Annotated in this window: 13 protein-coding genes; 8 read left to right on the top strand and 5 right to left on the bottom strand. The window is 41.9% G+C overall.

What is annotated here, in order from left to right:
- Nucleotides 1-18: 18 nt before the first annotated feature.
- The 5 genes from ACO06Y_RS09830 (at nucleotide 19) to ACO06Y_RS09810 (ending at nucleotide 3,359) form a co-directional block, all read left to right on the top strand.
- Nucleotides 19-408, top strand: coding sequence for a 2TM domain-containing protein (locus tag ACO06Y_RS09830; RefSeq protein ID WP_422084162.1), 390 nt, complete (start codon nucleotides 19-21; stop codon nucleotides 406-408).
- A complete protein-coding gene (locus ACO06Y_RS09825; RefSeq protein ID WP_422083658.1) occupies nucleotides 405-905 on the top strand; it encodes a dihydrofolate reductase in 501 nt (166 codons plus the stop codon). The genes ACO06Y_RS09830 and ACO06Y_RS09825 overlap by 4 nt, the downstream gene beginning before the upstream one ends.
- 288 nt (nucleotides 906-1,193) lie before the next feature.
- Entirely contained in the window at nucleotides 1,194-2,081 is an 888-nt protein-coding gene (locus ACO06Y_RS09820) for a helix-turn-helix domain-containing protein (RefSeq protein WP_422083657.1), read from the top strand.
- A gap of 80 nt (nucleotides 2,082-2,161) precedes the next feature.
- Complete coding sequence (locus ACO06Y_RS09815) at nucleotides 2,162-2,779, top strand: hypothetical protein (RefSeq protein ID WP_422083656.1); 618 nt, start codon at nucleotides 2,162-2,164, stop codon at nucleotides 2,777-2,779.
- Nucleotides 2,780-2,876: 97 nt separating this feature from the next.
- Entirely contained in the window at nucleotides 2,877-3,359 is a 483-nt protein-coding gene (locus ACO06Y_RS09810) for a DoxX family protein (RefSeq protein ID WP_422083655.1), read from the top strand.
- On the opposite strand, the gene murI is transcribed toward ACO06Y_RS09810, so the two are convergent.
- On the bottom strand, nucleotides 3,344-4,132 hold the full coding sequence (gene murI / locus ACO06Y_RS09805) for a glutamate racemase (RefSeq protein ID WP_422083654.1): 789 nt from the start codon (nucleotides 4,130-4,132) through the stop codon (nucleotides 3,344-3,346). The genes ACO06Y_RS09810 and murI overlap by 16 nt on opposite strands.
- A gap of 12 nt (nucleotides 4,133-4,144) precedes the next feature.
- Nucleotides 4,145-5,827, bottom strand: coding sequence for an alkaline phosphatase PafA (gene pafA / locus ACO06Y_RS09800; RefSeq protein WP_422083653.1), 1,683 nt, complete (start codon nucleotides 5,825-5,827; stop codon nucleotides 4,145-4,147).
- Nucleotides 5,828-5,939: 112 nt separating this feature from the next.
- On the opposite strand from pafA, the gene ACO06Y_RS09795 reads away from it, so the two are divergent.
- Together ACO06Y_RS09795 and ACO06Y_RS09790 are read left to right on the top strand one after the other, a co-directional pair.
- A complete protein-coding gene (locus ACO06Y_RS09795) occupies nucleotides 5,940-6,677 on the top strand; it encodes an MlaE family ABC transporter permease (RefSeq protein ID WP_299535143.1) in 738 nt (245 codons plus the stop codon).
- The gene (locus ACO06Y_RS09790; RefSeq protein ID WP_422083652.1) at nucleotides 6,677-7,444 is read left to right on the top strand and encodes an ABC transporter ATP-binding protein; all 768 of its coding nucleotides are present in this window, start codon (nucleotides 6,677-6,679) and stop codon (nucleotides 7,442-7,444) included. The genes ACO06Y_RS09795 and ACO06Y_RS09790 overlap by 1 nt, the downstream gene beginning before the upstream one ends.
- A gap of 54 nt (nucleotides 7,445-7,498) precedes the next feature.
- Here ACO06Y_RS09790 and ACO06Y_RS09785 read toward each other — a convergent pair whose 3' ends face one another.
- From ACO06Y_RS09785 to ACO06Y_RS09775, 3 genes are read right to left on the bottom strand one after another with little or no spacing between them, the layout of a single operon-like run.
- Nucleotides 7,499-8,968 carry a DUF389 domain-containing protein gene (locus tag ACO06Y_RS09785; protein WP_422083651.1) on the bottom strand — a complete coding sequence of 490 codons (1,470 nt, stop codon included), beginning with the start codon at nucleotides 8,966-8,968 and terminating at the stop codon, nucleotides 7,499-7,501.
- Between the two features lie 2 nt (nucleotides 8,969-8,970).
- Nucleotides 8,971-10,050 (bottom strand): mannose-1-phosphate guanylyltransferase, encoded by a 1,080-nt coding sequence (locus ACO06Y_RS09780; RefSeq protein ID WP_422083650.1) that lies wholly within the window; start codon nucleotides 10,048-10,050, stop codon nucleotides 8,971-8,973.
- Between the two features lie 44 nt (nucleotides 10,051-10,094).
- On the bottom strand, nucleotides 10,095-10,697 hold the full coding sequence (locus ACO06Y_RS09775) for a SprT-like domain-containing protein (protein ID WP_422083649.1): 603 nt from the start codon (nucleotides 10,695-10,697) through the stop codon (nucleotides 10,095-10,097).
- Nucleotides 10,698-10,858: 161 nt separating this feature from the next.
- Here ACO06Y_RS09775 and ACO06Y_RS09770 point away from each other — a divergent pair, with 161 nt between their 5' ends.
- On the top strand, nucleotides 10,859-12,589 hold the full coding sequence (locus ACO06Y_RS09770) for a tetratricopeptide repeat protein (RefSeq protein WP_422083648.1): 1,731 nt from the start codon (nucleotides 10,859-10,861) through the stop codon (nucleotides 12,587-12,589).
- Nucleotides 12,590-12,599 lie beyond the last annotated feature (10 nt).

The raw sequence follows: 12,599 nt of genomic DNA, 5'->3' as shown, positions 1-12,599 counted from the left end.
TTAAAGATAGCTATTCGCATGTTCTCCAAAAATAAAAAAGATGGACGTTTGGACCAGGAACAGCACGAGCTTTTGGAAACGGCACAGAGACGTATAAAACAAAAGAAGCGGTTGTATACCCATTTTGTGGTTTTTTTGATCGGAAGTGTTTTTTTGATCCTGATCAATAAGATCCTAAAATATTGGGAGGAATATGATTGGTTTTTATGGGCCATCACCCTTTGGGCATTTTTGTTTGCCCTACATGTTTTCAATGTCTTTGTGACCCAAAGGTTTATGGGAAGGGATTGGGAGCGAAAACAACGGGAAAAATTAGTCGCCAAACAGAAAGAACGGATAGCGGAACTACAAAGGGAAATTGAAACAGATTTTCCACTTTCCAAAATCAATAAAAAAAAAGAATTGTGAATACCATTGCCATGATTGCAGCGATGGGTGAAAATAGGGCCCTGGGAAAGGACAACGACTTGTTATGGCACCTTCCGGATGATTTTAAGCGCTTCAAGAACCTTACTTCCGGACATAAGATAATTATGGGGCGAAAGACTTTTGAGAGTTTTCCCAAACCCCTGCCCAATCGATTGCATATCATTGTCACTAGGGACAAAGATTACAAGATACCGCACGAGGATTGTATTACGGCACATAGTATGGAGGAGGCCATAAATATGGTAAAAGATGACACGCTATCCTTCATTATTGGGGGAGGGGAAATCTATAAACAGGGGGAACAATTTGCTAACAAGATAGAATTGACCCTGATCCACACCGCTTTTCCCGAGGCAGACACTTTTTTCCCGGAAATCGATGAAGGTACTTGGAAATTGATCGGGGAGGAATATCATCCCAAGGATACCAAACACAAGTTTGATTTTACGTATTTAACTTATGTTAGGACTCTTTAGTTTGCAGTATTCCCAATTATGAGACTGTCATTTTTTAAGCTTTTGATAAAAAACAGGTTCAGTATCGATTTTCCAATAGGAGGTTAATTGGCGAGAAAACTAGTAGAGGCCAGGGGTTGGGTTATCTACTATATTATGCCTTGGAAAAGGTGTTTTTTAGCAGTTCCTTATTCAAGGACCTATCTATTGTGTCATCCCCAACCCATTGTGGGTTTCAATACATACAAAAGGGGTTACCTTTACTCATATTGGCTATCACAAAATAGTCTGTAATACGGACCGTGCTTTTTGAAACTGTACCCTAACATACGAGATCTTCTTTTGGATTGGGGCATCACCCCAAAACTGAACAATGAGAATATCTTCATTTTCCGGATCGAGGACCACTTCGAGAACAAGCCCCTCTCTTTTGGCCCCTATCAACAGGATTTTTTCGAATTAACCTTTGGTATCGGACATGATGCGGACATAAAAATAGGTGTTTCCCAATTCAAACCAATAAAGGCATCCATTTCCTTTACTTCCCCTTATCAGATCACTTCATGGAGTATTAACCGTTTCCAAGAAGACTCATTGGGCTACATGATTCTTTTTAAGCCTCAAATCATGGGTGGCAGCTTGAACAAGATTGACTTTTACAAACGGTATCCCTTCCTTAATCTGCACACCTCACCTATGTTGTTTTTGAACGATGAACAACAAAATACCATTGTTCATTTGATGCAAACACTTCATAAGGAGTACAATGATGGAGGGCAGAAAGGTCATCAGACCATTATCGCAGCATACTTGACCATTATTCTTGAGAAAATAAGAGAGTTTTTTCAGACCCCTGATAATTTGGGATTTACCAGCAGAGCCCAAGAAATTGCCTTCAGATTCGAGGATCTTTTGAAGCACCAAGCCAGATATGATCTAAAAATCCCTCACTTTGCGGAACAATTACATATCAGCACCGCATATCTTTCTGAGGCCGTAAAACAGGCCACGGGTAAAACCGCCCATGGTATTATAAAGGAATATGTGATATTGAAGGCCAAGAGTCTCCTAACACAGACCGATAGCTCCATTGGAACGATTGCAGACTCCCTAGGTTTTACAGAGGCCACCAATTTCAATAAATACTTTAAGAAAAACACAGGTATTACTCCCAAGACCTATCGCAAATTACCTTAATATTTACCCTTTTTACCAAAAATATGATATAAAAATAGGCTTAATGGTCATTTATTTTTGTCTCGACAAACTAAAATACCATGAAACGCACCTTTTGTGTTTTTGCCTTACCCGTTATAGCCATTATAACAAACAGCACTGCTCAAACGACCATCGAAACCTTTGCCGGTACCGATGAACTGATTATTGAGGCATGGTTCTTCAAGCCCCTTTCCCGGGATTACAAGTTTACCATATTCAGTCTGAACGATGCGGTCATAGAATATGATACCGAGGAAGCTGAATTCGTTTCATATACAATTATTGGCTATGATGTCTGGAAGGGTTTTGGACCGGTCTCGGGCGGTCGTGTTTTTGATGGTCGTGCCAGTGCCCTTGCCGGAATCCAATGGGCCAATACCGGGGAGCGCTTTCTAATCACAACGAATATTACGACAGAGATTCGGGATGCCCCGTTCTATGAATGGTATTTGTTGGCCCAATACAGGTTTCCCCTGAACGAAAAACTGAACTTCTTCGGCCAGTTACAGAACTCGACCAATTTTAATAGTGATTCACACCTGTTTACATTCCAACGCCTTAGGGTTGGAGCTGGCCTAAAAAAGTTCCAGTTTGGCCTTGGGTTGAATACCTATCAATTTGGTAATGGTTGGGATTTTGAAATTGACCCAGGAGTTTTTTTACGACTAGAATTTTGATTCCAGGTAACCTTCAAATGATAAACCTTGCTAGCGGTTCTTTTGAAGTTATAGTTCTAAAAGAAAGGAAAATTGTATTAACCCTAAAAAAACCAAGATGAAAAAACTATTATTCAATACAGATAACAACCCGGCATCATCGATTATGCGTGTGGCTTTGGGTATCATTATCATTACCCACGGAACCTCTAAATTGGGGAGCGGATTTCCAGAATTCAACGACTTTATCACAGGATATATGGGTTTACCTGTCATTGTGGCCTATGCAACGGTTTTTATTGAGACCGCTAGTGCGGCGATGCTCATCCTTGGGTTTGCCACCAGACTCAATGCAATTGCCATATTCGGTCTGTTCGTGGGTATGATTGTCACGGTACACGGTGCCGTTGGGTTCCAAATGAACTGGAATGGACAGTATGATGCGGGCATGGAAGGTTATGAGTACCATTTACTGGTTCTCATTATATGTGCAGGATTAATAGTACTTGGTGGAGGTAGGTTTTCTATGGACCGCATTTTACAACAATCCAATCGACCTGGGTCATTAAAAAGGCCAAAGTCTTTTCAAAAATCCAAATAGGAAACCTCAATTTCAGCATTCACGTTATAGAGCAAATCTTTTAGGATAGTTTCGTCCGTATTACTGTAAAATTGATGCTTTGCCCGGCCAATTTCGGGATTTAGTAAGTTATGTTCCAATAAAATGGACTTGGTCTGCCGGGCCACAGCCTCCCCGGAATCGATTATCCTCACCTGTTGTGGAAGCAATTCCTTTAAAAGCGGAATCAGATAGGGGTAGTGGCTACAACCTAGCACCAAATAATCGATTCCCTTGGTCAACATAGGATCGAGGTATTTCTTGAGCAAACCCCTGGTTTTCTCAGATTCAAGTTCTCCCTTTTCTATCAGCTCCACCAATCCGGTACCCTCTTGTTCCATTACCTGTATACCATAGGCATGGTTCTCCGAAGTACTATGGAAAAGACTACTGGCCAATGTTCCTTTTGTGGCCAAAACACCCACTGTTTTGGATTTTGAGTTCAAGGCCGCCGGTTTTATGGCCGGTTCAATACCGATAAACGGAACGTTGTAATTTTCCCTTAAATCGGTAATCGCATTTGTAGTAGCCGTATTGCAAGCTACCACAATCAATTTACATCCCCTTTGCAACAAGAATTCCGTATTTTTTTGGCTTAAGCGAACGATTTCTTCCCTGGACTTTTCTCCGTAGGGGGCATTTTTACTGTCGGCCAGGTAGAGGGTATCCTCATTGGAGAGCAGTTTTTGAATTTCTTTCCAAATGGAAGTCCCCCCGACCCCAGAATCAAAAATACCTATTGGACTATCCTTCATTTTTAAGACCGATTACTCTAAAACCTCAACGATAGGTTTTCCTGTACTGCCATTAGGGAAGGCGATTCCAAGTAAAACGGACAAAGTGGGCGCTATATCGGAGATTTCCGTTCGTTTTACAGTACTGCCCTTTTTAATTCCCTTGCCGTAGAACAACAAAGGTACATGGGTATCGTAAATCTGTGGGGAACCATGGGTAGAGCCCTTTCTTGGGGAACCGATGTGTCCTGGCTTTAATACTATGAGGATATCCCCTGATCGTTTTTGATGATACCCATTTTGCAAAATATAGGGAATCCCCAAGGTATATTCATTCTGCCACATTTGATAGCCGGTGTATACCCGGTCAATAGGTGTATATCCCAATAATTCCTGGGCAATGCTCTCTTGAACCTCCTTCAGATCCAAATCCAAATTGGCAATAATTTTATGGTCCAAAAAAAACTGATTGTTGGAAAAGTTTTTTATGATGTCCTTAGTTCCATAGTTAAACTCTAAAAATTGCTCAAAGTCCGCTCTTAAACTCTCCCATCCCAAATAACCGGCAGGAATCCTTTGATCTATCAAATAGGAAGGCACATCGATGGCCCCGTGATCTGCCGTTAAAAAAATGGTATATTCGCCTATCCCTACATTCTCGTCCAAAGCGTTAAAAAGTCGGATCAAATCCTGATCCAACCGTAAATAGGTGTCCTGTACCTCCTTGGAATTCACTCCATATTTGTGTCCCACATAATCGGTACTGGAAAAACTGATCGCCAAAAAATCCGTGATAGTATCCCCTCCCAAATTCTCTTGTACCATGGCTTCTATGGCAAAATCTGTCGTAATGCTATTGCCATAGGGCGTAGACTTTATAATTTCAAAATCCTTGTTCTTATCCAATAGATTTGGTGTACTATGCGGGAAAATAGGGGCAGTTTCATCCTCAAATAAGCCTTCGTGATTCGTATTATCCGGACCACTTTCCAAGTATAGATTTATGTCCTTTAAAGTGGTCCAAGCCCTTTTGTAGTCTTGTGCCTTCCCGGACGCATTGAAATCATTTACCCATTTTGGAAGTTGAGACATATAATATGAACTACTGATCCATTTGCCCTCATCGCCACCGTGAAACCAATAAGCGGCACTTGCCGTATGGCCACCGGGGAGTACGGCACCCCTATCCTTTAAGGCAACGGCAATGGTCTTTCCGCGCATTTGGGTATGTAAACGCAGTTCATCCGTTATCGTACTGACGTTCATTCGGTGAGGGGACATTTGTCCAGCATCGGATGTGGTCCCAACGGAAGCATAATTGGCATCGCCCGCACAATATACATATGATCCGGATTCCTTATTGTACCAATCATTTCCTATAATACCATGGGTCGAGGGAGTAGTTCCTGTATAAACCGATGTATGCCCTGGTCCGGTACTCGTTGGTGCATAGTTGAAATGGTTGTTCTTACAGTTGAACCCTTCCCCTATCATTCGTTTAAAACCACCTTCCTCAAAATGGTTCCAAAATCGGGTAAGATAATCGTAGCGCATCTGATCCACCACGATACCCACTACAAGTCTTGGGGAAGTCCGCAACTCCAACTGTTGTTTTTGCTTAGGAGCTACTTTGGATCTTCTTTGGCCCAGAGCAGTAGTAGATATAAAAATTACCAAAAGGATACATAAAAAGGGAAGGTTTTTTTTCAGAAGCATACCCGTATTTTTCAAAAAGCAAAAGTATGTAAAATACCCCTTAAAACTTTAAATACAGGTGAAATGAACTCCTTTATTGTTATTTTTACCGCGAGAAGTCTATTTTTAATCCATGAATTATATAGCATCGATCGGCAGTTATGCGATTATGGTAAAGGAGGTTTTTAAAAAGCCGACAAAGTGGAGCATAATGAAGTCGTTGATCTTAAAGGAAATAGACGAACTTATCTATGGATCTTTGGGTATCCTTATTTTTATCTCGTTTTTTATTGGTGGGGTTGTCGCCATACAAACGGCCTTGAACATTACAAGTGAGATTATTCCCAAGTACTTGGTGGGTTTTGCTACCAGACAGTCCATTATCTTGGAATTTGCCCCTACTTTCTGCTCCATAATCATGGCCGGGAAAGTGGGCTCCTATATCACCTCAAGTATTGGTACGATGCGGGTAACCGAACAGATCGATGCTTTGGAGGTAATGGGTGTCAATGCACTGAATTATCTGGTATTTCCCAAGATTATTGCCATGTTGTTTTATCCATTTATCATAGCCATATCCATGTACATAGGGATTTTAGGGGGTTGGGTAGCCGGAGTTTTCGGAGGGTTTAGTACCAGTGCGGATTTCGTGGAAGGTCTCCAACTGGATTTTAGACCCTTCCATGTTACCTATTCCTTTATCAAAACCTTGGTGTTTGCCTTTATATTGGCTACGATACCCTCATTCCATGGATTTTACATGAAAGGCGGTGCCTTGGAAGTGGGTAAAGCGGCCACCACCTCCTTCGTATGGACCAGTGTGGTCATCATAATCCTGAATTATATCCTAACACAACTCTTACTGGGCTAATGATTGAAGTGGACAATATATATAAGTCATTTGGCGACGCCCATGTGCTGAAGGGGATTACCACATGCTTTGATAAGGGAAAGACCAATCTTATTATAGGCCAAAGTGGTTCCGGTAAAACCGTTTTTATTAAATGTCTGTTGGGGCTGTTCGTCCCCGAGGAAGGTACCATAAGCTATGACGGTAAGATATATTCCGAATTATCGATCAGTGAACAACGGAATCTAAGGCAGGAAATGGGGATGGTATTCCAGGGAAGTGCCCTTTTTGATTCCATGACCGTGGAAGGTAATGTACGGTTTCCTTTGGAAATGTTTACGAAACAGTCCGTTTCCGAAATGCAAGATCGTGTGGATTTTGTGCTAAAGCGGGTGAATCTCATCGATGCCCATCAAAAATATCCTTCCGAAATTTCGGGTGGAATGCAAAAAAGGGTAGCTATTGCCCGAGCCATTGTCATGAATCCCAAATACCTATTCTGTGACGAGCCCAATTCCGGTCTTGATCCCAAAACGGCAATATTGATCGATAATCTTATCCAAGAGATTACCCAAGAATACAATATTACCACCGTAATAAACTCCCATGATATGAATTCCGTTATGGAAATTGGGGAGAAAATAATCTTCCTGAAAAATGGCATTAAGGAATGGGAAGGTACCAATAAGGAGATTTTTAAGACGGATAATGAAGCGGTAACCAATTTTGTATACTCCTCGGAACTTTTTAAGAAAGTGCGGCAGATGTATATCGAGGAACGTAATTGATCTTTTACAGATTTTTGCAAGAAGAGGGATCCATCTTTTCGAAAACCGTAAAAATCAATTTTGGGCGGCTTCCCTTAACTGAATATTCGTATTGTTCAATCGAAGTTTCAACCAATCCGTTAACTTTTTTGTGTCCTTCGTTTTTTGGCCGGAAGAAACCCCTTGTTTCCATTTTACTTCAAAAATGGGGATAGTATCCGTTTTACTAAAGTCTGTTGTTATCAGGTACGAAAAGCCCATGGTGGACAGGTTCTCATAGTTGGTTTTTGCCTCTGCACTGATCTCGCGAAAGGGAACCTGCTGCGTAGCCGACTGTTTTAATCGGTTGACTTCCGATTCCAACAACTGTATCTTTTCGTCCTTACCCAATAAGGCTTCCTTTTGGGATTCATAAAGCTCATTTACATATTTCAATTGATCGAATTCATCATTTTTGGAACCTTGGATAATGCGTAGTTCACAGTTCTGCAATTTTGAAAATTCGTTCTTTTGGGAATTCCAAGTCGCTATGATATTGTCCGGCACGGTTTCATTGCCCATAAATACCAGCTCTATGGAAGGGTTTTCACCATGGTTGAATTCTATATCGGAGAAATCTTCCAAGAAACGGCCTTCGCCTGAAAATTGGTACGGCGCTATTTTTTCGCTGATAAACTGGTTGGCCTGATTCCGAAATAATGATTCCTGGAAGACATCATAAAAGGTGAACCCTGCTGGTACCATAACCAAGATGGCAATAATGGAGGCAACCCGGGCAACCAATCTCCGTCTTTTGGAATTTACATAACGAACCATAGGAAAACGCAACAGTTTAAGTACCAAAAAAGTGGCCAGGGCAATAAAAATTGTATTGATGATAAACAGGTACATAGCGCCCCAGGCATATTGCCAATTGCCAATGGCCAAACCAAAACCGACAGTACATAAAGGAGGCATCAAAGCCGTGGCTATGGCAACCCCAAAAATAACCGAGGCAATAGTTCCTTTCTTTGCCCGGGCAATCACTAAAGCAAGACCTCCAAAAAAAGCAATCAGAACGTCCCTGATATCAGGAGCAGTTCGGGCCAGAAGTTCAGAGGATTCATCGCGAAGTGGAAAAAATCTAAAAAAAAGATATGCAGTAAGGACACTCAGAACCACCATAACCGCAAAATTCTTGAGCGAACGCCTCAAAGTGTCAATATCGTTGATGGCAACGGACATTCCAATACCCAAAATAGGGCCCATTAAAGGGGAGATTAACATAGCTCCAATGACCACAGCAGTGGAATTGGCGTTAAGGCCCACCGAAGCAATGAAAATGGAACAGATCAAAATCCATGAAGTGTGCCCTTTAAAAGGTATATCCGCAATAATTGCCTCCTTTGTAGCACTCTGATCCGTATTGCTACGGATGTCCAATAATTCGAGAAGGAATTTTTTGGTACTCCCCAGCAATCCTTGAAAATTCTTTTTTACGTCGTCACCACTGTCCTGTGGTTTTTCTATTGGGGTACTATTTTCCTGATTCAGGTTCTCGTTCATTTTTATGCATATTTATCCCCGAAAGTATCCTTTACTCTAGACAACACCTTTTTGATGTCCTGTTCCTTGGATTTGGGATAAATTAACAGCACTTCCTCTTTATCTACAATAATATACTCCTTTAATCCGTCAACTACCACTATCTTTCCCTTTGGGGAGCGGATCATATTCCCCGAGGCGTCCTCACATATCACTTGGCAATTTACAAGGGCATTATTGTTTTCGTCCTTATCCAGTTTGTCGAACAGGGAACCCCAAGTACCTAAGTCATTCCAATCAAATGAGGCCGGCAATACATAAATAGCTTTGGAACGCTCTAAAATAGCATAATCAATGGAGATATTTTCAGCTTTTACATAATTCTTGGCAATAAAACTCTTTTCATCGGTGGTGTTATAACAGGATATGCCTTCGGAAAACAGTTTATATTGTGTAGGTTGGTACTCCTGAAAAGCCTTGATTATGGTATCTACACTCCAGATAAAAATGCCTGCGTTCCATAGAAAATTCCCTTGGGCCAAGAATTCCTTAGCCGTTTTATAATCTGGTTTTTCCCGGAATTGATGGACTCTTTTTAATTTCCCTCCCGCTTCTTTTTCATATTCAATATAACCAAATCCCGTATTGGGAAAGGTAGGCACGATTCCAAGCGTACATAATACCGCTTCTTTTTCACACTTATCAAAACATGCAACTACATCCTCTGCGAAGGCCTCTTCATCCTCGATCCAATGATCACTGGGGGCTACCACCATTACGGCATCAGGATTCATCTTTTGAATCTTTAATGCGGCATACAATATACAAGGCGCCGTATTGCGCATAGCCGGTTCCAATACCACTTGCTCCTGCTTTACCAAGGGCAATTGCTCCAGTACTAGATCGTTATATGTTTCATTGGTAAGAACAAGGATATTCTCCTTGGGCACAAAAGTATTGAGACGTTTAAAGGTCTTTTGAATAAGGGTGTCCCCGGTACCCAACATATCATGGAATTGTTTGGGATAGGTAGACGTGCTCACCGGCCAAAACCGAGATCCCACACCTCCCGCCATCAGTACGGCGTAATAGTTTGTGTTCATAGTATCAATCAATGATCAGTTTAACTCTAGTGCTCGGCAACCATTTAATCGGTAATCAATTCCACCTCGGCATTGGGTTGAAATAGATATACCTTACCTGTACCTATTTCAACGCATTCATAGCGCTTTACACGTTTATTTCCCTTTTTGTACAATTTACCGTTATAAATGCGAAAAACGCTTCCCAAAGGTAATTGAAAAATGTAGGTTTTATCTGTATGTTTGTCATCAAACTGTTTTAGGGCCAAAGCTAGATGGGCATCCGTATCACTACTGGCCTTGGGGTTCTTAAAATGTTTGGCCAATAGCGGCAATAGCTTGGAGGGAAAAATCTCCGGGCGAATAAAGGGCAGCATCAAATATTGGAACGTTCGCTTCCATTCCGGGCCATGGGGCTTTATTCGTCTACCATATTTTTCAAAAGCTACCAAATGGGCAATCTCATGGATCAAAGTAATCAAAAAACGATAGGGGTTTAAGGTAGCGTTTACTGTAATTTGGTGCAACCCATTGGGCAGCCTCCTATAATCACCATGACGTGTAACACGATGGTTTACAATTTTAAGCTGTACCCCGTAGGTTTTAATGAGTTCAAAACAAGGTTCTACCGCACGTTCTGGTAGATATTTACTAAGGGGGTTGTCCATTGGGACAAAAATAGGAATTTTCTATGGGGTTCTCTTCAAAACAAAAATTCATCAAATTTTTCCTATCTTTAAAGTTCTCAGATGCAGAGCTTAGCAAGCAGTTCTCCCCGAAAAGGATTATACATCCAATTTACTACAGCAATTTCAATACAACCCTTACCATGAAAAAAGGACAAATCATGATTTTGGGGGCAATGGGCGTTTTAGCAATTACCACTTTCATCTTTTCAGAAACAAAGCAAGAAAACGAACCGGTTCCACAAATGGCTTCGATGAACTTTATAAAGTGTACCGTTGCCAAATTTATGTTGAGTGATGTGGACACTACTCAACAAATCGCCCCACTTTTTGAAAATTTAGGAAATCACAGTTTTGACATTTCCACCTCCGTAGAAAAGGCACAGGAATATTTTGACCAGGGTCTACGGCTAACTTATGCTTTTAACCATGCCGAGGCCCATCGTTCCTTCATGGAAGCTGCACGTTTAGATCCCAATGCGGCCATGGCCTTTTGGGGACAAGCCTATGCCCTTGGTCCTAATATCAATGATGCCCTACCTGATGATGAACGAAAGACGAAGGCTTTTGAGGCTTTGCAGCATGCACAAAGAGTAGCCGGCAGGGCAAGCTCAAAAGAACAGGAACTCATTTCGGCTTTGGCCTCCCGTTACAGTGCCGATTTAGAGGAAGATATCACCGGATTGAACAGGGACTACATGAACGCCATGGCCAAGGTAGCCGAGAGATTTCCCCTAGATGCCGATATCCAAACCTTATATGCGGCCTCCATTATGAACACCATGCCTTGGAACTATTGGGATGCCGATGGAAATCCTGCCCCAAATACCCTAAGGGGAAAAGCAGCCCTGGAAAAGGCCATCAACATTGATCCTAACCATCCGGGAGCACATCATTATTATATCCACATGGTAGAACTACCCCAACCTGACTTGGCGATTCCTAGCGCGGACAGACTGGGTGGACTCATGCCGGCGGCAGGACACCTTGTTCATATGCCCTCACATATTTACATTCGTGTTGGTCGGTATCTCGATGCCGTAAAATCAAACCAAAAGGCCATACTTGCAGATGAGGATTATATCTCCCAATGTTATTCACAAGGGATGTATCCATTGGGATATTATCCACACAACCTCCATTTTTTATGGTCTGCTGCCAGTTTGCTTGGGAATAGCGAAATGGCCATCGAAGCTGCCCAAAAAACTGCAGAGAAGGTTCCCATTTCGGAATTGCGGACCTTACCTTTCCTACAGGATTTTGCATCGACCCCGCTTCTGGCCTATACCCGATTTGGGAAATGGAATGAGGTATTGACCATTCCCAATCAGGGGGACGATTACAAACATCTAAAATTGATATGGCATTACGCACGTGGTATAGCCTTTCTAAGAAAGAACAACCTAAAAGAAGCCAAAGAGGAGCTACAGGCCATTGCCGTTATGAAGGATGACCCTGAACTTGAGAATGTAATCGCGAACTACACCAACCCAACTTCAAGTATTGCCAAGGTGGCCCATGCAGTAGTAGCCGGTGAAGTTGCCTTGTACGAGGGAAACGTTTCAAAGGCCATTGAACACCTGGAAAAGGCTGTAGCCCTGGAAGACCAACTGATATATAGTGAACCTTCCCCGTGGCATATTCCATCACGTCAGACCTTGGGGGCCGCTTTGATGAAGGCAGAAAAGTATGAAGAGGCCGAGAAAATCTACAAAGAGGATCTGAAGAAACTCAGGCAAAATGGGTGGTCATTGATGGGGCTATATCAAAGTCTAAAGGCCCAAGGCAAAATGGATGAGGCAGGCAAAATAAAAGAAGAATTTGAAAATGCCTGGAAATATGCCGATTTGGAAATTGAGAACTCTATTTTATAAAGTAAAAAAC

Source organism: Ulvibacterium sp., from assembly GCF_965228935.1.
In the GTDB taxonomy this organism is placed as follows: domain Bacteria; phylum Bacteroidota; class Bacteroidia; order Flavobacteriales; family Flavobacteriaceae; genus Ulvibacterium.
The sequence above is the reverse complement of the archived record's forward strand: the minus strand, read 5'-3'. Positions and strand labels throughout refer to the sequence as shown.

What these genes read in the sequence shown, in the direction of transcription:
- ACO06Y_RS09815 (WP_422083656.1), top strand. Translation starts at nt 2,162, where the DNA reads ATGAAACGCACCTTTTGTGTTTTTGCCTTACCCGTTATAGCCATTATA.
- ACO06Y_RS09795 (WP_299535143.1), top strand. Translation starts at nt 5,940, where the DNA reads ATGAATTATATAGCATCGATCGGCAGTTATGCGATTATGGTAAAGGAG.
- murI (WP_422083654.1), bottom strand. Translation starts at nt 4,132, where the DNA reads ATGAAGGATAGTCCAATAGGTATTTTTGATTCTGGGGTCGGGGGGACT.
- ACO06Y_RS09810 (WP_422083655.1), top strand. Translation starts at nt 2,877, where the DNA reads ATGAAAAAACTATTATTCAATACAGATAACAACCCGGCATCATCGATT.
- ACO06Y_RS09830 (WP_422084162.1), top strand. Translation starts at nt 19, where the DNA reads ATGTTCTCCAAAAATAAAAAAGATGGACGTTTGGACCAGGAACAGCAC.
- ACO06Y_RS09780 (WP_422083650.1), bottom strand. Translation starts at nt 10,050, where the DNA reads ATGAACACAAACTATTACGCCGTACTGATGGCGGGAGGTGTGGGATCT.
- ACO06Y_RS09790 (WP_422083652.1), top strand. Translation starts at nt 6,677, where the DNA reads ATGATTGAAGTGGACAATATATATAAGTCATTTGGCGACGCCCATGTG.
- ACO06Y_RS09770 (WP_422083648.1), top strand. Translation starts at nt 10,859, where the DNA reads ATGAAAAAAGGACAAATCATGATTTTGGGGGCAATGGGCGTTTTAGCA.
- ACO06Y_RS09775 (WP_422083649.1), bottom strand. Translation starts at nt 10,697, where the DNA reads ATGGACAACCCCCTTAGTAAATATCTACCAGAACGTGCGGTAGAACCT.
- ACO06Y_RS09785 (WP_422083651.1), bottom strand. Translation starts at nt 8,968, where the DNA reads ATGAACGAGAACCTGAATCAGGAAAATAGTACCCCAATAGAAAAACCA.
- pafA (WP_422083653.1), bottom strand. Translation starts at nt 5,827, where the DNA reads ATGCTTCTGAAAAAAAACCTTCCCTTTTTATGTATCCTTTTGGTAATT.